This window comes from Sandaracinobacter neustonicus (assembly GCF_006385875.1).
GTDB classification, from domain to species: Bacteria; Pseudomonadota; Alphaproteobacteria; order Sphingomonadales; family Sphingomonadaceae; genus Sandaracinobacteroides; species Sandaracinobacteroides neustonicus.
This window is the reverse complement of record NZ_VFSU01000029.1, coordinates 1-18,517: the sequence shown is the minus strand read 5'-3', so window position 1 is coordinate 18,517 and position 18,517 is coordinate 1. Positions and strand designations below refer to the sequence as shown.

Below are 18,517 nucleotides of genomic sequence, written 5' to 3'. Positions count from 1 at the left end.
GGCTTGGGCTTCCAGGCTGCGAGGATGGGGATGTTGATTGTGGAGACTATTGCCAAGATACGCCGGGAGCACAGGGACGGTAAGCCGATCAAAGAGATCGCGCGTGATTTACGGTTGTCGCGCAACACGGTGCGCAAAGCGATCCGTGCGCCGGAGGCGGATTTCAGCTATGAACGCAAGGAGCAGCCTCGACCGCAGACCGGGCCATTTCGCGAACGGCTGGACGAGTTGTTGGCGCAGAACGAGGAACGGCCGCGGCGTGAGCGGCTGCGGCTGACTCGGATACATGACCTTCTGGAGCGCGAGGGTTTCACCGGCTCCTACGATGCGGTTCGGCGCTATGCGGCGCGCTGGAAGCGCGAACGTCGGACCAACAGCGGCGATATGAGCAAGGTGTTCATCCCGCTGATGTTCCGACCTGGCGAGGCGTATCAGTTCGATTGGAGCCACGAGGACGTGGAGATCGCCGGCAAGCCGATGCGGGTGAAGGTGGCACATATGCGGTTGTGCTGGTCGCGGGCGCCGTATGTGCGGGCCTATCCGCGCGAGACCCAGGAGATGCTCTTTGACGCGCATGCCCGGGGCTTTGCCTTTGTTCCCCGTCAGCACCTATGGCACAGATTTGAGGTTGTGAATTAAGGAGTGTTGGGGCTTCGTCGTAGTGACGAAGGAACGAAGATGAAGCCCCAGCACTCCTTGAAAAAATCGCCTGCCAAGGCCCCTGCTGAGCGGGTGGTGAAGGACATCCGGCGGCAGACCCGCCGGCATTTCTCGGCCGAGGACAAGATCCGCATCGTGCTCGAAGGCCTGCGCGGCGAGGACAGCATTGCCGAGCTGTGCCGCAAGGAAGGCATCGCCCAGAGCCTGTACTACACCTGGTCGAAGGAGTTCATGGAAGCGGGCAAGCGCCGGCTGGCGGGTGACACCGCCCGCGCCGCGACCACTGGCGAGGTGCAGGACCTGCGCCGTGAGGCCCGTGCCCTGAAGGAATGCGTTGCCGACCTGACGCTCGAGAACCGTCTGCTGAAAAAAAGCATGATCGCGGATGGGGAAGGCGACGAATGAGGTATCCCGCATCCGAGAAGCTCGAGATCATCCGGATCGTCGAGCAGTCGCACCTGCCTGCCAAGCGAACGCTCGACAAGCTCGGCATCGCCCGTCGGACGTTCTACCGCTGGTACGACCGCTTCCTCGAAGGCGGGCCGGAGGCGTTGGAAGATCGGCCATCCACGCCGAGCCGCGTATGGAACCGGATCCCGCCTGACATCCATGATCAGATCATCGAACTGGCGCTGGAGCAGTCCGAGCTGAGCCCACGGGAGCTGGCAGTGCGCTTTACCGACGAAAGGCGTTACTTCGTATCGGAAGCCACGGTTTACCGCCTCCTGAAGGCCCACGGCCTGATCACCAGCCCGGCCTACGTCGTGATCAAGGCCGCCGATCAGTTCCACACCAGGACCACCCGGCCGAACGAGATGTGGCAGACTGACTTTACCTACTTCAAGATCATCGGCTGGGGCTGGATGTACCTGTCGACCGTGCTCGACGACTTCTCGCGCTACATCATCGCCTGGAAGCTGTGCACCAACATGCGCGCCGAGGACGTCACCGACACGCTGGACATGGCATTGGCCGCATCGGGCTGTGACAGCGCCAGGGTACTGCACAAGCCCAGGCTGCTCAGCGATAACGGCCCCAGCTACATCGCCGGCGAACTGGCGGAATACATCGAAGCCAACAAGATGAGCCACGTTCGCGGCGCACCGTGCCACCCGCAGACCCAGGGAAAGATCGAGCGCTGGCACCAGACTCTGAAGAACCGCATCCTGCTCGAGAACTACTTCCTGCCCGGCGACCTTGAAGCCCAGATCGAGGCCTTCGTCGAGCACTACAACCACCAGCGATATCACGAGAGCCTGAACAACGTGACGCCCGCCGACGCCTACTTCGGCAGGGCGCCAGCCATCATCAAACAACGTGAAAGGATCAAGCGACAGACCATCGAACATCGGCGCTTGCAACACCGCAAGCTCGCCGCCTAACATCAACCCCCAGACGAGGTCCGCACTCCGCTAACTTACGCCGCGAGTTGTGCCAAATGTTCTGACGACGGACACAAGGGCAACGTCGGCAATGTCTGCTGCTTGACCTGTATCCAGGTTGCATTGGCGAATGCCGACAGTTCTCCTTTGGCGAGATTAAAGGTCTGACGGTACGAGAGGTCCACGCCCTCTACCTGATAGGCTGCGGCATTTGCGTTATAGCGCAATACGATAGCTATGACAGAGGAGGGGTCGTAGGTTGCTCCGGTGCCGTTTGTTAGACTTGGCGCGCGCCCAATTATTTCTGCCTGTTGAGCCGGAGTTGGATTTCGAATGATAAAATCGGTGAAGGCAGGATCCGTAAGCGCGGTTGTAAGTGTGGAGATCGGCGTAATAACCCTATCTGTGTAGTCAATATTGAAATAGGTCGCCCCGATCTTCATGCCCGGGACTTTCGGAGGCTCGTACTCGGCACCCAGAGTCCAGGATGTGGATCGCTCTGGTCGCAGATTGGGATTGCCACCACTGGCCTGGATAACGGTTCCTCCACCCATGCCACCATAGATAGACGCAAGTCCAAGATATGCGGATTGTCCGGTATAGAGTTGCCAGAACGATGGAGCCTTGAATGACTCCCCCCACGTTCCTCTTAGGGCCAGTCCGCGGATGGGAACGTATCTCAAACCTACTTTCGGCGTGGAGGAGGATCCGAAGTCGCTATACTCTTCAATTCGGCCGGAAAAACTCAAATCCATTCCACCCGTACCGTAATCATCATAAGATGAAACGACTGGTATTCGAAGTTCCGCAAACAAGTAATCTATGTTTCGGGAACCTGCGGCGAGCGGCCTCGACATGCCGAGGAATGTGTATCCACTGACGAACCTCTCGTTGCGATGTCCGCCTCCGAACGCGACTTTGACGGCACCGCCGGGAAGGGAGAGCAGAGTCCCTTCTGCAAGACCTTCTACGAAATTCGTCTCATTACGGTAATTAAACTCGATACCTAAGTAGCCGCTTATGTCCGTGGCGTCGGTGGACGAAGCGCCGCCATCTAGGCGCAAGTTCCATTCGAGCGGCAAAGCCAACTTGAAACCGCCAGCGATCGAGTGGCTTGGAAGATCCATCTGGTGTGGGTAGGCGGGAAGCGCGACTTGGTAATGGTCCGTGTAAGTCGCGCGGCGATGTGCCCATAATGCATCCAGATTGAATGACAGTCGACTGGTGATGTCGGCGCCGACGGATACCATGGCAGACGTCCGTTCTTCCTGCCTTCCCAGATTTGAATCTCCGGGCGCCGTAGCCGTGAAGTCCCGCTGATGGGCGAAGATCGCTTCGCGATTCAGATACTCGACAGATGCCAAGGCGTGCCAGCGCGAGAACGTCTTGCCGACAAGCGCGGAATAGACCTGCTCAAGTCCACCGCCCTGCGTGGCCCCACCGACACGTGCACTCACTTCTCCGCCATCGTAGCGGGTCTTCAATATGAAGTTGGCTACACCGGCTATGGCGTCTGAGCCGTAGATCGCGGACGAGCCGTCGGTCAGCACTTCAACGCGCTGGATCGCTGCGAGCGGGATCGTGGAGATATCAGCGGATTGACCATACCCATCCGGCGGCAGGCGTCGACCGTTGAGAAGCGCCAAGGTCGCATCCGAGCCCAACCCACGCAGATTTACTGTCGTGCTGTTCGTGGTGTTATTATGAAGCGTTAAGGGAGCAGATACGACGCCGGGATTTTGGCCACCGTTGAAATTTTCGGGCAAGCTCCGAATGACGTCACCCACGGTTCCGTAACCGGCTTGCTCAATGTCCGAGCGCGTAACGGTGTGCACGGGCGACGACGGTGGAACGCCCGTGATCCGGCTCCCGGTCACCACCACGTCCTCGACCCGGGCCGCCGCGCTATCCCCTGCGGCTGCCCCCTCTCCCTGGGGGCCACTTCCCTCCCTTACGATCATCACTGCGCCCGTGGAGGTGCGGCGGGCGACCAGGCCTGATCCTGCCAGCAATCGCTCAAGCGCGTCCGTCGCCGAATACACGCCTCGCAGGGCCGGCGCGCGAAGACCGCGCACCAGATCTTCCGAAAAGATGATCTGCACGCCCGAGAGGCGGCCATACTCGCGAAGCGCCGTCGCGAGCGACTGGCCCTGGATATCATAGCTCGCGGTCCGCTCCTGAGCTGAGACCGAGCCCGGCCCCATGACGCCGAGCGCCAGGCCAACGGCGATTGCCGACGAACACAGCAGGCCGCGCCGCGCGGACACGACGGATTTTCTTGCAGCAGACATGAAAGAGACCCCGATTTGATTGGCCCGTATTCGGGCTCGGGTGAGAAAGACGACCGACTGACGCACTTCCTCAAAATAAAATTCACGCGCCTGTCAGGAACGGCTCCGAAGCGTGATGGCGCCACTGGTGTCGGCGGTCGCATCGACCGGGAGATAGGCGCTCACCGCATCGATGAAGGTGGCGGTGTCACCCGCCTTGAACACGCCAGAAACCCGTAGATCGGCCGCCTTGCCCTCGACCGACAGGCGTCGGCCGCCATATCGGGCGACCCGGGCGACGGCGTCCGACAGGGGTTCGTCCTCGAATATGAGCTGGCCGGTCTCCCACGCCGTCGCACGACTGGCGCTGACGGATTTCACCTCGGGATCCGCAGTCTGTCGAATGACGACCTGTTGTCCGGGCGCGAGAGCCATCGGCCCTGCGACCCGCGCCGAAGGCGTCCCTCCGACGGGCAGATTCAGCACGGTGACGCGACCTTCGAGCAGGGTCACCAGTACCTCGGCGCCGAGCTTGTCGATGTTGAAGGCTGTGCCCGTCGCGACCACCGTCTGTGCGCCCGCCGTGACGGTGAAGGGACGGTCCGCATTGTGCGCGACGTCGAACCGTGCCTGGCCCGATACCAGCGTCAACTGGCGCGCCTTATCGGTATAGTGAACCCGGACCTCGCTGGTGGAGTCGAGCGAGACGATGGAGCCGTCCACCAGCTTCACAACGCGGCGTTCGCCTGGGCCCGTCAGATAGACGTCGGGCTGCAGGGCGACCCAGCGCCACCCGAGCACGCCCAGCAACAGAAACGCCACCGCAAGAGGCGAAACGAGCCTCAGGATATGCGGCTGCATCGACCATCGCTTCCGCCCCGCCTGGCGTGCGCGCTGGAGGGCGCCGACCCGGGCGGCCATCAACTCGGGTGAGGTGGCCTCCTCGCCCATCCGTCGCCAGGGTGCATCAACCTGTTCCCAGGCAGACGCGTTATCAGGATCGGACCGCCAGTCTTCGAAAGCGTCGCAGCTTTCCAGTCCGTCTTCTGTCAACCGCACACGCCAGGCAGACGCCTCGGCGAGACGCACGATGTCCTGCGGCGATCTGTCGGGCGGAGTGGTCATTGGCGATCTCGGCCGTTCCGCAGCGCCAGGTGCAGGGTCGCCTTCATGACTTCCTTCTCCACCGTGCTTCGGCTGATGTTCAACAGGGCCGCAATCTCGGCCTGCTTCATGCTTTCCAGTCGGAAGAGGATGTAGATGTCCCGAGTTCTCTCACCTAGTTCGTCGAGGGCGGCGAGCATGCCGACGATCGACTCCCTGCCCAGCAAGACGCGCTCGGGGGTCCGATCCTCCACAAATTCTCGACTGAGGTTTGCGATCGTCGCATCGTCCAGCGGCGAGATGGCGATCTGGCTGCGCCGCTTGGCCGTTCGGCCGCGGTCCTTGAGGAGGTTCGCGGCGGTCACGAAAACGAGCGCCTCGACATCCTCGATCGGCCGGCGTTCGGCGGCGCCGAGCAGGCGAACGAACACATCCTGCGTTAGATCCTCGGCCTCGGCGCGACTGCGAACGCGCCGCAGGAAATAGCTCATCAGCGGCTTTCGGAACCGGCGGTCCAGAAGCGCAGCCATGGCGTCAACTGTCGGCTCGGCGCTGCCGGTCATGGAAGCCCTCTCCCAAGGGACGATGATGATGGCCTTCTTGATCCCGGACACGGCGAGAAAAAGCTGGTGGCGTCCCCGCCTCGTTGACGGCGTGTTCGGTGAAGGGCGGCCGATTGTATCCCGGTTCGCCCGCAACGCCAGACCCCGGGGTCGAGGCGACATCGGAGGCTGCGGGGCCCGCGCGGCTGAACTCCGTCGACAGGATGCGGCCCTTGCCGTGCAGCTCCATACGACATGAGTGCGGGCGACACGCTCGCGCCACATCATCCGACCGGCGCAACGCGAGGAGATGTCACGGAAATGGTGACGATTCATCCCTTCGCATATCGGCAATACTCTACTGACAGGATATACAGTCACCTCACGATACGCGGCTATTCCCACCAGTTTGCGCTGATCGGTCGCCAGGAGAAACGGGGTCTGGAGGGGAAGGCGAAGCGATCGGAAGGACAGGGCGGCCGTGCCGCCATGTGGAAGAATATTGGGGTCGACGGACAAGGATTTTGCGTATGCGCGTTTCAGGCGTTGTCGAGGTTAAGCCTCTGGACCACAGAAAATGCCGGCGTGGGGGCGAGACCGCGCGCAGCTACGGGGAATTCCGGTCGCGGGCGCCGGATCGTCGGAACAGGATCGGGCGGCGCCCGCCCCTGATGACCTAGACGGGGCGCCCCGATGCCCTGCCATCCGCCCAGGCTGATCGATTTCGCCACGGAGGGATGCTCGCCCCTGTTCGAGCGCACGCACAGGCTGAGCCGTGGCGCTATTCACATCGCTCGGGGTGCGCTGACCCCCAATCCCGGCAGGCGTCTCGGGGCTCCGCAGCTCACCGCAGTCGTCCATGAAGGCGAACCGTTCGAGATGGAATGGCGCGAACCTGATACCGGACGATTGCAGACGGCTCTGATCCGGACCGGGGCTGTGCATGTGAACCCGGGGGATCGTCCATTCTACCAGCGCTGGACGGGGCAGCCCCGGATAATGGTGATCGCCTTCGGTTCGGACTTTGTCGAGCAGATCGGCGCGTCTTTCGGCGGCAAGACAGGCGCGGACATCGGCACCGTTATCGGGCGACGGGATGCCGAGGTCGAGGCGATTGCCGCGCGGCTTCGGCGTGAACTCGCCGATGACAGCGAGGCTGCGCAATTATTGGCCGAAGGACTCGCCACCGCGCTTCTCGTCCATCTGTTCCGAACCTACCGCCGGACGCCCAATCCTGGAACACCCCTGAAGGGACGGATGGAGCCTCGAAAACTCGCTGATGTGCTGGATTACATCGACGACCATCTGACCGAGAAAATCACGCTGGATGCGCTTGCGGCGGTGGCAGGCCTGAGCCCGAACCATTTCAACGTGTCCTTCAGGACCACGACGGGCGCGCCGCCGATCAAGTTCGTGATCCGGCGCCGCCTAGAGCGGGCGATGGATTTTCTGGCCACTACAGACCGCCCGATCTCCGACATCGCCTACGGACTCGGCTTTCCAAGCCATGGCCACCTGTCGACCCACTTCAAGCGCGTGGTGGGGATCGCACCGTCCCGGTTTCGCAGCGATTGGCGCAGTAAACGTGGCGGCGGGGCGTCGGGAGAATTTCACGCCCGATAGCCGTAAGCAGCCCAGACATCGTCGGTGGTCGTGCCGCGCGCACCAATGATGAGTGGGCAGGTCCGACCCCTCATTCCACAAAGGACTGTGGCTCCTGCACATGTACTGGACGCCCAGTCCCAAGCTTGCCCGGAAAGCCACCGAATCCGTTAGAACTTGCCCACCCGCGCGGGGCTTGTACCCTTTCTCCATGAGAGTCGATTTGCTCAGTGAACGGGAGCGCGAGTGTCTCCGATTGCTGCTGCACCCTATGCGCGCCAAGGAGATCGCGCGCGCATTGGGCCTCTCCGTCCATACCGTGCACGACCATCTCAAGTCCGCCCGCAGAAAACTTGACGCGGGTGACAGCCTGTCGGCCGCGCAGATTCTGCGTGCCTATGAGGCAGGCCACTCCCCCCAAAGTGTGGGGATCACAGTTTCGGGATGGCCGGATCCCGTCCTGCCGAGCCACCAAGGCGACACTGAAGTCGTGGCGGCGAGAACGAGTGTCTTGCCGTTCTCAGTGAAAGGCAGGCCCTGGAATGATTTGAGTCTGCGATGGCGCATCGTCTGGCCGCTGCTGCTTCTGGCGGCCCTTGCCGCGGGAGCAGGCGTACTGATCAGCGGTATCGCCGCCGTCTCTCATTTCGCTCTCCTGCTCAACCGCTGACACGGCGAACCCCTGCAAGCTTCCGGGCTATCCCCGGGGAAGGAGCGTCATGTCCATTGCACAACTCCGCCGCAGCCATAATCGCCGGCACGAAGTCGCTGCAGAGATCGCAGATCACCTGAACACGTTCGAAGGCGATTTGGCTCGAGCCCTCGCGAGTGGTTCGAAGCTGGTGGGCTTTCTTCCTGGCGCTCGCGCAGATGCGGCCGTGTCGGCAGTGGTCGGGCAGGATGCGATCCATCATTTCGTCTCTTCACTCAGGCTCATCTCCAAGGCTATGGACCGCGCCGTGGACGGACATCAAAGCCTCGACCAGACGCGTCAGCGCTTCAGGGTTCCAATCCAGGCCGGCGGGGACAAAGTCCCTATCCCGCCCATCAGCGCCGCCTCGCAGGGCTTCGAAGCCGAACTGGCTGAAAGCAAGGACGATTGACTGGAAGCGCCATGAGGATGATCGCATCGCCTGATGTCGCGCCTGATCATCTTCAGCACTCTGTCGGTCGTGTGCTGCGCCTACGCCCTGACGAGAGGCGGAGCGCCGGAGCGCATCGGCACCGTGATACTCATCGCCAACTTCCAGCTCAGCCGATGGGTGGTGGCTCCGTTCGACGCCCTGTTCGGCAAGGTCGAATGGGCGATGTTCGCAGTCGATCTGACGGCCTTTGTGGCGCTCTACGTCATGTCCCTGTTTTCGGCGCGATACTGGCCGATATGGATAGCGGCTGTTCAGGGCGTGGTCGCACTGACGCATCTCGCCGGCCTATGGACGGACTTCATCATCCCGTGGGCTTACGGCAATGCCGTCGCGCTGTGGAGTTACGTCTTGCTGGCCATGCTGGCGGTGGCGACGTGGCGCCACCGGGTGCGGTTGCGACGCTACGGGATCGATCCAGCCTGGCGGGGTCAACTCCCGCCGTCCTACAGGGAAGGGCAGTCAGCCGGTGACGCGCGGTTCCCGGACTCAGTCGGTACAGGCCGCTGATGCCGTGCTGCGGTATCGTGCGGATTCCCGCGGCGCCAACGGCGACGACATCAGCGGCCGGGACGGATTTGGTGCGATGGCGCAGGCCCTCTACGCGGAGCGTCGGCACAGGGGAAAGTTCTTCAATTCCGCTCTGTTCGCCGAACCTGCCTGGGACATGTTGCTGGACCTACGTGTGCGGGTCGGATCACCGCACCATCCCTCCGTGTCGTCGGCATGCATCGGATCTGCTGCGCCGGCATCGACGGCGCTTCGCCATCTGTTGATGCTGGAAAGCGAAGGGCTGGTCGAACGGTCGGTTGACCCAACCGACGCCCGCCGAAAACTGACTTGGCTCTCATCTGACGGAAGGCGGCTGATGGACGCCTATCTGTCGGAGGTTTCGTGGAGGAGCGTGTCGAAGATTCTTCGCTGAGCCGTCTCTTGCGTCTTGGGTTCGGTTTTCGCGCCGACCCGAGGCCTGGGAACACTTTTCATGTTTGAAGATCATTTTTCACGCAACATGATCTCGAGTAATGAAATTCACAGAAAAGGCGTATTTTTCATGCCGGACGGGCGTCAGTTCCAATTTTAGGGCCGATCATCGTCTTCCGGGAGTTTCAGCGGCCGGAGAAAGCAACACGAACTGGTTATGGTGCATAGATTGATGCGTGGAGCCTGGCTGTGCCGATTCCAACGATGCTGTTGGCGATTGGCGAATGTCCCGGATCACGGTCTCGGACGGCTGGTGGATTGTGACACCGCGACATGCACCATCGGCGCCGTCCGATAGATCGGCGCCAAACGAACGGAACACGATTTCTACGCGCTGACGGTCAAGGCTTCGTCGGCGGCATCACAGGCTGAAGGGCTGATTTCCGCTCGGATCAATCGACGTCCAGTAGTCGACTGGAGCCGACACCCCGCCTCGCGTTTCGATTGGAATCGAGGGATCGGGGATCGTGAGGCGGGCGTGGCGTCCGTCCTCGCAGAAGGCGTAGGCGCGCGCCCAGGCTTCAATCGCCGCGTCCGTGGAGGGGGCGGAGCAGGCCGCGCTCACGCGCTGGCAGAATTCGAGCGCCCGGACGAAGATCGAAGGCTCTCCGCGTCTCGACAGGGCCCGCAGCGCGTCTAGGTAGTCGTTGCGATAGACGGTCGGGACGACGATCCGGGAGAGGCCTGCCGCCGCTAGTTCCTTCGTCATCATGATGCGGCTGAGCCGGCCGTTGCCGTCATTGAAGGGGTGGACGTCCGACAACAGGAAATGGACGAACAAGGCTCGCGAGAACGGGTCCGAGATCGATCGGAATATCGTCATCCCTTCTCGCAATGTGCCCGCCACCAGGTCGGGAGCGACGAAACTGGTGTCGCCGGCCTTGTTGGGCCGGGTCTTGAACAGGCCGGGCCTGACCGAAGGTCGCGCCTCCATCAGGAGCCGATGGCGCTCCTGGATTTCATCGATGAAGGCGTCGGCGTCCACCGCCGCGGCCGATCGGTCCCCGAGATCGACGAGCTGGAGATAGGTTCCGAGAATGTCGTGCCCGTCTTCGGGGCGGGCGTCAGGCATCTTTCCCTGGAAGACGATCTCGACCGCTTCGCCCACCGGAAACTCCGTGCCTTCAATGAAGTTGGAGAAATAGGCTTCCATGAAGGCGCCGGCGGTCTTGCGCTCCGGCGTGGTGTCGGCGTTCAGGATGCTGACCGGCGCGCGGGTCTGGAGATAGTCGACCAGTTTCACGAGCCGCCCGATGCAATGGGGATCGAGGGGAGCCCCCGCGGCCCGGGCCCGTCCCTGGCGCGTGGAGACCGTCGCCTCCCGGGTCCGCAACAGAGCCCCGATCAGGTTGTTCAGCACGATGAACTCCTTTTCGCGGTCGATGAGGGGGGCGAGGTCGCGGGCGGCGTCACGGATGTGGTTGAGATGGGCTTCGCCGTGGGTGGAGCAGAGGCTGTCGAGCTGCGCCTCCACCGCGGCCGCCCCGGTCGTGCGCGAGGGGCCGCTTCCGGTCGCGCGTGACGGCGTGAGGTTGTCGAGCAGTTTTCGGATAGGGCCCGCCAGCCATGTGCCGAGGTACGGAATATCGCCCTCCACGGGGCCCTTGCCTTCCCGAAAGTTGATCACGAGCCCCGGCGCCCTGATGATGTCTCGGGTTCTCGGCGCGCTCATGAAGACGAAGGCGTCCGTCTGGACGTCGCCGGACGAGGCGTCTCGCCAGGGCTTGCCGTCCATGCCGGTCCGGTCGGTCGCGACCCCATCGGGCACCAGCTTGCCGACGATCTTGAACCAGTTTCGACGAACCAGGACCTCGATCGGCTCGGCGGAGGGTTCCGCATAGATGCCGCTGGCGATGCGATTGAGCTTGCCAGCCTTGTGGTCGCGTCGGACCTTCCGGTCGAAGGCTTCATCGCCTGAGGGCGTGAAGATGATATCCGCCACCACAGTCTCCTAAGCGCGTGAGACACCCGTCAGATGTCCAATATACTCTCACAAAATATCAAAATGTCCATATTTCTCTCGTAAGAGTTTTTCTCATAAGCCTCAAGAGGCTTCATCAAATGTCCGTAGAATTCTCGCAGCAGCGCGTTTTGTCCGCGACATTCTCATAATCGGCCATACGCACGTTTCAGCCGGCCTCGGATCGTCTCGGCCATCCTGTTCACCGGTGCTGAAATATCCGATCGTTTTCAGGCGACGATTTGAAGACTGGCGTAGGGCGCGAACGCGGACGCGGACGCCTTCCCGGACGCGCTTTCAATGAAAGTTCAGGCGGCCTGCGAACGCGTAGACTTCTTCGAGCACCTTCTGGGCCTGTTCGGTCGATGAGAACCACCCCGTGCGCATGAGCGGGGCCTGTTGGCCCAATGCGCCGAGCTCGCCCTTCAACTGCTCCTGGATCTTCTGCTGGTTCTCATGACGCCAGGCCCAGCAGCCCGGCGGGGCCCATCCCCGGTCACCCTTGTCGAAGGCGCGATAGGCGACGGCGAAAAGGATTTCGAGACGATCGAACAGCGGCGCGAAGCTGTCGTAATAGTCGTTCTCGATCGCGTGCGGGGCCACCAGGGGACGGAACAGCTGCGAGAGCCAGTCGTTGAGAGGCGTATAGCGATCCGAGTTGAACAAGGCGCGCAGGTTCGACTTGTCGCTCACCAGGACCGCCGGCGCCAACCGCTCGACCGTACCCGCCTTCTCGCCGCGCTCGGTCGTTAGCCGGGCCGCTGCGACAGCGCCCAGAAGTTCGAAATTGTCGGCCTCCAGCGCGCCCAGCCCCACCGCATAGAAGACGGCGGTGGCCGGATAGGGCCACAGGGCGGACCAGAGGTTATAGGTGGAGCCCCTGACCGGCTCGCGACGAGAAAGCCGCTCGAGCATTTCCGCGACGAGGCGCGCATGTTCGGGGCGCCCCCAGCGCCCAAGTTCCAGGCCGAGGGCGATCAGCGTCTCCAGGCTGGCGTCATAGGCCTTCATCCGCTCCGGGATCGACGCATTCGTCGGCTGGGGGTCGGCAAGCGAGACGCCGCTTTTCGACCAGCGGACGCGGGCGTCATCGACGGCGTCGATGACCAGGTCATGCAGCCGGATGCGATGGCGGTCCTCGGCGATATAGCGTTTGAGGGTAGCGACCGCTGCCTGAACGGATAGGGGATGGGGTCGATCCAGGGTCTGCAGCGACGCCAGCCGGTCCGCAAGATCCGTGAAGAAGCGATCCGCGCCGGTCGTGGGCACGGGCGTGATCATTCGATCCCGCGCCAGAGTCTCGGCCGTTCCGGACAGGGGCGCCAGCGTGGCCCAATAGCTTGCGAAGCGGCGGCTGGGCGCGCGGGTGATGGCGGATCGCAAGGCGGGGTCCCAGGCCCCCGACCAGCCGCAGAGAATGAGGCCGAACTCGTCGAACACGCGATCGAGAAGCCGGTCCATCGCCGGCGAATAGGTTTCCAGCTCCGGCACGGTGTTCTTGATGCGGGTGTCCAGATAGTCGCCATGCACCTTGATGACGCAACAGGTCTGATGAACCAGGGGCAGCATGCCGGCCACCTGATCGGCGTTGGCCACGATGACCGGCACAACGCCGCGGGTTTCGAGCGCTTGCTCGATCAGCCGATCGAAATTGGTGGTGACGATCACGCGGACATAGCCGAGCGCGACGAGGTCCGCGATTGCATGGTGGGCCGGCGTCGGTGCTTTCAGACCCTGCTCGCGCTCGTCGGCGTCGGGTTCGAAATAGCGTTTGAGACATTGCTGCCGCTCGGCCTGGACCTTGAACAGTTGATCGAGGAGATTGGAATAATCGGGTTCTTGGCGATAGGTCTCCCTGAACCAGGCCTCGGGATCGGAAACGCCCGCTTCGCCCGCGGTCGCCGCCAGTTGCCGCACGAGATCGAGCGTGACTTCCCAGCCCGTGGGAATGCCAGCCGAGCGCGAGACGCCCGAGCCGACAAGAAGGGCATAGGCGCCCTTGTTAGCGTGGAGACTGAAGGCCAGGGAGACGGCGGAATCGATCGAGGCTGCGTTCATGATCCTGTCGTAGGATGTCGTGGATCGTCTCGAAAGTCCCGTTCAACGTAACTTAAGTCGCCCTCTAGGTGTTTGGTCCCACGTTTTGATGGTGCGATCCTTTCGTTGGAATGGAAGGAAGCCTTATGGGCCAAGTTCGTCACGGGAGCGCCACGACCACGCACGCAGTCCGGACCATCGCCGAACGGCAGGGCTTCGTCGACAGTCTAGTCCGGGCAGCGACCAACGCTCTACAACCAACGATCTCGCTGTTCGGCGAGAGCATGTTTAGACTGTACAAGTTTAGACCGATTCTGCGGTCGCGCGGGAAGACACATGAGCCTGGTTGAACTCGAGAAGCCGCTGAAAACCTCTGCCGCCGGGCAGTACTTGGGTTTCTCGCTTCAGCAACTACGCGCCTGCTTCCACCTGTTCTCTGCGGCCGATGGCGACAGCGTATCCCTTGAGGGGCTCGATGACGTGGCAGTTCATCGCGCGGACGGCTCGCTTCTTCTCGAGCAGGACAAGAGCACTCTCACAGGGAACCCGGCGGCCGACAAGGCTGTGGACCTCTGGAAGACCTTCGCCAACTGGGCGACGCTCTGCACCGACAAGATGATCGATCCTGCCAAGACGGATTTCCGGCTGTTCATCACGCCAGCGAAGACCGGCGCGCTCGTTGCCGAAATGAGCGCCGCCACGACTGCAGCGGCCTGCGCCACGGTGTTGGCGAAGATCGGCAAGCTGATCGATCCCAAGAAGCCGGACGTCGGCTGCGGGCCTCAGATTCGAAGGTTTCTTGAGGCGAGGCCGGACGTCTGCAGCGCCATCATCACCCGGTTCAGCCTTGTCTCGGAGGCTGACGCGCTTGAGGGCGTCCGCCAGTTTGTTCGCGCTGGCCTGCCTCAGGCGGCCGTCGATGACATGACTGCCGCGGCTATTGGCATCGCGCGCGACCGCCTTGACCGCCTCCTTCGCGACGGCGGATCCAAGACGCTCGAGGCGGTGATTTTCCGTCGGCAGTTTCAGGCCTTCTCCCGCAAGTCCAATCTGGCGGGCTACCTCATCTCTAAGGGCCCCGTCCCCGCCGATGAGTTGGTGGCGATGGTCGTCAGCACTTCGCCGACCTTCGTGCGACAGCTTCAGGCGATTGAGGCCTCGAGCGAACTCCTGACCACGGCTGTGAGCGACTATCTCCGCACGACGTCCGACAAGGTAGAATGGGCTGCCGAGGGCTTGGTCGTGGCAGAGTCATTCGACGAACTGGATGGGCAGCTGGTTCGCCAGCACACTTTGGTTCGCGACGAGGTGGAGGATGTTGATTCCAGCCTCAGCGAGCCCGAACGAGGACGCCGGGTCTATCGGCGGTGTTCCGCCGTTGAGCTCCCGCTGGATGGCCAAACCCTGCCGTCTCACTTCATCGCCGGAGCTTTCAACGATCTGGCGAACGGTCTGAAGCTCGGGTGGCATCCCGCCTACGCATCCCTGTTCAAGGGTGATGCCAAATGACCGAGGTTCCCCTGACCCCGATCGAGCTCGTCCAAAACCCCGCCTTTGGAGCCCATCTCATCTGGACTTTCTGCCAGGCCTATCAGGCCGAGCGGATCGGCGAGGTGTCTCCGATGACGTCCTTGTTCCTGGTGCTCCCGATCACTTTGCATGGACACACGATGCGGGTCGTGAAATCGACCAATCAAAGCTCAGGGCTAGCCAAGTTCGTCGCCAAACTCGCTGAAGAGCGCGAGCATCTGCTCGCCGTTCACACGCGCGCCCTCGCCATGCGGAATCTGACGCTACAGTCGCTCGGTTCAGGGATCGTCGCGGGCCTGCTCGCCGTGGACTATGACAATGCTCTGGTGCGCGCCAACCAGGCCAGCCCCCCGAAGCCGCCAGAACGGCTCAAGTATCATGTCGCGAGCGCGGAAAAGCTCGGGCGATGGTTCGCTCGCCTGCCCGCAAACCAAGTCTTTTCTCTCCTGCAGGTCGAGGCCTGATGCATTTCCAAATCCTCAAACTGATCCTGTGGTCGAAGGCAGGACATCCGTCGCGGATCGTCGAGTTCGAGCCCGGCATGGTCAATGTCATCAGCGGCGCCTCGAAGACAGGCAAATCCGCCGTCATCCCGATCATCGACTACTGCCTCGCTTCCGGGAAATGCAGCATTCCTGTCGGCGTCATCCGCGAAGCCTGCTCCTGGTTCGGCATCGTCATCGATACACTCGAGGGGCAGAAGCTCCTCGCCCGTCGCGAACCGGGGGAAGCTCGCCAGACCGGGGACATGTTCCTGCTGGAGGCCGACGAGATCGAAGTTCCGGAGGAAACGCCCGTCAAGAATATCACGGCAGACGCCGTCAAGCGCCGCTTGGACAAGCTCGCCGGGCTTTCCCAGCTCGGGCTGAATCCCGACGCAGAGGTCGCACGCGTCAGCTTTCGCGATCTGATGGCTTTCACCTTCCAGCCGCAATACATCGTCGCCAACCCGATGGTGCTCTACTTCAACGCGGACACGACTGAACATCGGGAGAAGCTCAAGGCGATTTTCCCCTATGTTCTTGGCGCGCTGACGCCGCCGATGCTCGCCGCGCGGTGGGAGATCGATCGGATCAATCGGGAGCTCCGGCGTAAAGAGTCCGCTCTCAACGCGGCTCGCACGGCCGTCCGCGCCTGGCAGACGGAAACACAGGGCTGGCTCCGCACTGCCATGGAGTACGGCCTCCTTCCGGCTGACACTCCGATCCCTGAGGACTGGAACGTTATCGTCGACCTGCTGCGAAAGGCCTCCCAGTCGAACACACGCGGGGCTGTCGCCACGGTGGCGTCCATCGACGGAGCCTTGGCGCAATTGCAGGCGCTCAGAGAGGGTGAGAGCAAGGCCGCGGCGCAGTTGGCCGACGAGCGTCAGCGCCTCAACGAAATCCAGCGCCTCTTGAGCAGCAGCGAGGCCTATGGATCGGCGATCCGCATTCAGCGGGACAGGCTCGACATCGCCGGGTGGTTGAAGACGCGCGCCGCTTCGAGCGACGATCTCCTCGTGGCACTGGGAGACAGCGGGCGTGATCGTCTCGATGCGCTGACCGAGGCTCTGGCCAGCCTCGACGTTCAGCTTCGCACCAAACCCGAGATGTCCGACGCTTTCGACCGCGAGCGGGTACGACTGCGCGGAGAGGTCGAGAAGGCCACCGGAGCGCTGGCGGAAATTCGCCAGCAGATCGTCCTGCTTGAACAGAAGTCCGAACAGGTTCGGGCGATCACCTTCCGCCAGGACAGTATCGAACGCTTCGTCGGACGCCTGGAACAGGCGCTCCAGTCCTTCGAGCGATCCCAGGACGGGTCCGCTCTGGCCGATGAGATCGTCCTTCTGCGCCAGCAGCTCGACGCTCAGAAAGCGATCTACTCCGAAGCCGCCGTCCAGCGGAAAATGACCAACGCCCTGCTGCAGGTCGAGAAGTACGCTGGTGAGATCGTTCCCCGCCTCGACGCCGAATGGCCCGATGCGCCGATCCGGATCTCGGTGCCCGACCTGACCATCAAGGTCGTGCAGACCGACCGGGAAGACTATCTCTGGGAGATCGGGAGCGGCGCGAACTGGCTCGCCTACCACTTAGCGGTGACCCTCGCCCTGCAGCGCTTTTTCCTCAACGACGTCAATCATCCGGTCCCCGGCCTGCTGGTCTACGATCAGCCGAGTCAGGTCTACTTTCCGAGTGGGTTTGAAGTGACGGACATCGAACAGCCGACAGGACGGACGCGCGACCAGGACATCGCCGCTGTCCGCAAGGTGTTCGAGACCCTGGGCTCGGAGATCGTTCGCGCCAAAGGACGTCTTCAGGCCATCGTGCTAGACCATGCGGGCGATGACGTGTGGGGAGAGATTTCTGGTGTCGCCCTGGCGCAGGCCTGGCGGGGCGACCAGAAGCTGGTCCCACCTGAGTGGCTCCAGCCCGCGCCGAAGGCCGACTAGACCTTGTCGCGCCCGTTGAGACCCGGCCCGCGCGTCGAGCGGAACGATATACGCTAGGCTTACTGAGATGGTTGCGCGGAACAAGTGTAAGCGTCCGGCCAGCCTTTCAATTACCCACAAATGTTGCGGCTGACGTTAGCACCGATTTTGATGTCCATCAGGCGAGACCATCCTCTCCAGATGACGATGTTGCCAGGCGGCGGATCATGGGCTCGCGCAAGATAGCCTCCGAGCCGGGCGATTTGGGTTAGATAGTCGGAAAGGGTTCTGCCTGGCGGTTCATTCCTTCGGGAAGCTGCGAGGTGGTCGATCAGGGTAATTTCGACATCGGTCAGGATCAGCCGAGGCGATGCGTCAGGAGCAGCGCGATTGATCATGGTCATCCAAAACAGGCGCCATGACAGAATGCAGAATATGGCGATCAGATTGGCGAGGCGTTCGGCGGTCCGCAGCCGCGCATCTTCGGCTCGGCAGCCAGATTTGAGTATCTTGTGGAAGAGTTCGATCTTCCAACGCTGAGCATACCAGTCGAGCTTTTCGATGGCTTCGTCAGGCGTCGTTACCGGCAGATCGGTGATGAGCCGCCAGTCGATTGGGGGGCGCCCTTCAGGCGTTCCACTCTCACGGGCATGCAAGATGGTCAGGCTGAGTGAAGGATAGCGCTTTTGCTTTCCGATCGGCGGCAAAACTTGGATGCGCCTATAGCGCAGTTCGATGTCGGCATGATCGTCTTTGCCAATGGTGATCCGATGCGTGCCTTGCACGGTGGTTTCGCTCATTTCGTCGGCGATCGTATGGCCACCGTCGCCAGCCAGACGATCGACACAGGTGCGGACCAAGAAATGCGTGCCGAGCGCCTGTGTTTCGCAGAAG

Annotated in this window: 15 protein-coding genes and 1 pseudogene; 10 read left to right on the top strand and 6 right to left on the bottom strand. The window is 62.3% G+C overall.

All coding sequences use genetic code 11. From position 1 onward, the window contains the following. Nucleotides 1-30 precede the first annotated feature (30 nt). Nucleotides 31-594, top strand: a pseudogene (istA, locus tag FJQ54_RS12530) (IS21 family transposase); the annotation flags it as partial. Between the two features lie 84 nt (nucleotides 595-678). After that, nucleotides 679-2,042, top strand: a protein-coding gene (locus FJQ54_RS12525; RefSeq protein ID WP_408006028.1) for an IS3 family transposase whose coding sequence is annotated in 2 segments (ribosomal slippage) — nucleotides 679-1,026 and nucleotides 1,029-2,042 — 1,362 coding nt in all. Because the reading frame shifts where the segments join, the coding sequence is not laid out codon by codon here. Between the two features lie 35 nt (nucleotides 2,043-2,077). Here FJQ54_RS12525 and FJQ54_RS12520 read toward each other — a convergent pair. From FJQ54_RS12520 to FJQ54_RS12510, 3 genes are all read right to left on the bottom strand, one after another. Then, a complete protein-coding gene (locus tag FJQ54_RS12520; RefSeq protein ID WP_140928765.1) occupies nucleotides 2,078-4,333 on the bottom strand; it encodes a TonB-dependent receptor in 2,256 nt (751 codons plus the stop codon). Between the two features lie 93 nt (nucleotides 4,334-4,426). Then, complete coding sequence (locus FJQ54_RS12515) at nucleotides 4,427-5,437, bottom strand: FecR family protein (RefSeq protein ID WP_140928764.1); 1,011 nt, start codon at nucleotides 5,435-5,437, stop codon at nucleotides 4,427-4,429. Further along, entirely contained in the window at nucleotides 5,434-5,979 is a 546-nt protein-coding gene (locus tag FJQ54_RS12510; protein WP_140928763.1) for an RNA polymerase sigma factor, read from the bottom strand. Before FJQ54_RS12510 ends, FJQ54_RS12515 begins: the two co-directional genes overlap by 4 nt. Nucleotides 5,980-6,837: 858 nt before the next feature. Between FJQ54_RS12510 and FJQ54_RS12505 the strand changes: the two genes are divergently transcribed. From FJQ54_RS12505 to FJQ54_RS12485, 5 genes are all read left to right on the top strand, one after another. After that, nucleotides 6,838-7,581, top strand: a complete 744-nt coding sequence (locus FJQ54_RS12505; RefSeq protein ID WP_207790421.1) for a helix-turn-helix domain-containing protein — start codon at nucleotides 6,838-6,840, stop codon at nucleotides 7,579-7,581. Nucleotides 7,582-7,771: 190 nt separating this feature from the next. Then, nucleotides 7,772-8,230: a response regulator transcription factor gene (locus FJQ54_RS12500; protein ID WP_140928761.1), complete on the top strand. Its 459-nt coding sequence runs from the start codon at nucleotides 7,772-7,774 to the stop codon at nucleotides 8,228-8,230. A gap of 49 nt (nucleotides 8,231-8,279) precedes the next feature. Continuing rightward, complete coding sequence (locus FJQ54_RS12495) at nucleotides 8,280-8,663, top strand: hypothetical protein (RefSeq protein ID WP_140928760.1); 384 nt, start codon at nucleotides 8,280-8,282, stop codon at nucleotides 8,661-8,663. 33 nt (nucleotides 8,664-8,696) lie between these two features. Continuing rightward, entirely contained in the window at nucleotides 8,697-9,212 is a 516-nt protein-coding gene (locus tag FJQ54_RS12490) for a hypothetical protein (RefSeq protein ID WP_140928759.1), read from the top strand. Then, on the top strand, nucleotides 9,172-9,627 hold the full coding sequence (locus FJQ54_RS12485; protein ID WP_181160147.1) for a MarR family winged helix-turn-helix transcriptional regulator: 456 nt from the start codon (nucleotides 9,172-9,174) through the stop codon (nucleotides 9,625-9,627). The genes FJQ54_RS12490 and FJQ54_RS12485 overlap by 41 nt, the downstream gene beginning before the upstream one ends. Before the next feature lie 420 nt (nucleotides 9,628-10,047). Here the strand turns inward: FJQ54_RS12485 and FJQ54_RS12480 are convergent, their stop codons facing one another. Both FJQ54_RS12480 and FJQ54_RS12475 read right to left on the bottom strand, forming a co-directional pair. Continuing rightward, nucleotides 10,048-11,628, bottom strand: coding sequence for a Fic family protein (locus tag FJQ54_RS12480; protein ID WP_140928757.1), 1,581 nt, complete (start codon nucleotides 11,626-11,628; stop codon nucleotides 10,048-10,050). Between the two features lie 315 nt (nucleotides 11,629-11,943). Then, nucleotides 11,944-13,704, bottom strand: coding sequence for an SIR2 family protein (locus FJQ54_RS12475; RefSeq protein ID WP_140928756.1), 1,761 nt, complete (start codon nucleotides 13,702-13,704; stop codon nucleotides 11,944-11,946). A gap of 315 nt (nucleotides 13,705-14,019) precedes the next feature. Here FJQ54_RS12475 and FJQ54_RS12470 point away from each other — a divergent pair, with 315 nt between their 5' ends. From FJQ54_RS12470 to FJQ54_RS12460, 3 genes are read left to right on the top strand one after another with little or no spacing between them, the layout of a single operon-like run. Continuing rightward, nucleotides 14,020-15,192 (top strand): ABC-three component system protein, encoded by a 1,173-nt coding sequence (locus FJQ54_RS12470; RefSeq protein WP_140928755.1) that lies wholly within the window; start codon nucleotides 14,020-14,022, stop codon nucleotides 15,190-15,192. Next, nucleotides 15,189-15,677 carry a three component ABC system middle component gene (locus FJQ54_RS12465; protein ID WP_140928754.1) on the top strand — a complete coding sequence of 163 codons (489 nt, stop codon included), beginning with the start codon at nucleotides 15,189-15,191 and terminating at the stop codon, nucleotides 15,675-15,677. Before FJQ54_RS12470 ends, FJQ54_RS12465 begins: the two co-directional genes overlap by 4 nt. Beyond that, a complete protein-coding gene (locus FJQ54_RS12460; RefSeq protein ID WP_140928753.1) occupies nucleotides 15,677-17,644 on the top strand; it encodes a DUF3732 domain-containing protein in 1,968 nt (655 codons plus the stop codon). Before FJQ54_RS12465 ends, FJQ54_RS12460 begins: the two co-directional genes overlap by 1 nt. A 110-nt stretch (nucleotides 17,645-17,754) precedes the next feature. Here FJQ54_RS12460 and FJQ54_RS12455 read toward each other — a convergent pair. Beyond that, nucleotides 17,755-18,517 (bottom strand): IS4 family transposase (locus FJQ54_RS12455; protein WP_140928752.1); only part of this gene is annotated, 763 nt, incomplete at its 5' end.

What these genes read in the sequence shown, in the direction of transcription:
- FJQ54_RS12520 (WP_140928765.1), bottom strand. Translation starts at nt 4,333, where the DNA reads ATGTCTGCTGCAAGAAAATCCGTCGTGTCCGCGCGGCGCGGCCTGCTG.
- FJQ54_RS12515 (WP_140928764.1), bottom strand. Translation starts at nt 5,437, where the DNA reads ATGACCACTCCGCCCGACAGATCGCCGCAGGACATCGTGCGTCTCGCC.
- FJQ54_RS12510 (WP_140928763.1), bottom strand. Translation starts at nt 5,979, where the DNA reads ATGACCGGCAGCGCCGAGCCGACAGTTGACGCCATGGCTGCGCTTCTG.
- FJQ54_RS12505 (WP_207790421.1), top strand. Translation starts at nt 6,838, where the DNA reads ATGGAATGGCGCGAACCTGATACCGGACGATTGCAGACGGCTCTGATC.
- FJQ54_RS12500 (WP_140928761.1), top strand. Translation starts at nt 7,772, where the DNA reads ATGAGAGTCGATTTGCTCAGTGAACGGGAGCGCGAGTGTCTCCGATTG.
- FJQ54_RS12495 (WP_140928760.1), top strand. Translation starts at nt 8,280, where the DNA reads ATGTCCATTGCACAACTCCGCCGCAGCCATAATCGCCGGCACGAAGTC.
- FJQ54_RS12490 (WP_140928759.1), top strand. Translation starts at nt 8,697, where the DNA reads ATGTCGCGCCTGATCATCTTCAGCACTCTGTCGGTCGTGTGCTGCGCC.
- FJQ54_RS12475 (WP_140928756.1), bottom strand. Translation starts at nt 13,704, where the DNA reads ATGAACGCAGCCTCGATCGATTCCGCCGTCTCCCTGGCCTTCAGTCTC.
- FJQ54_RS12470 (WP_140928755.1), top strand. Translation starts at nt 14,020, where the DNA reads ATGAGCCTGGTTGAACTCGAGAAGCCGCTGAAAACCTCTGCCGCCGGG.
- FJQ54_RS12465 (WP_140928754.1), top strand. Translation starts at nt 15,189, where the DNA reads ATGACCGAGGTTCCCCTGACCCCGATCGAGCTCGTCCAAAACCCCGCC.
- FJQ54_RS12460 (WP_140928753.1), top strand. Translation starts at nt 15,677, where the DNA reads ATGCATTTCCAAATCCTCAAACTGATCCTGTGGTCGAAGGCAGGACAT.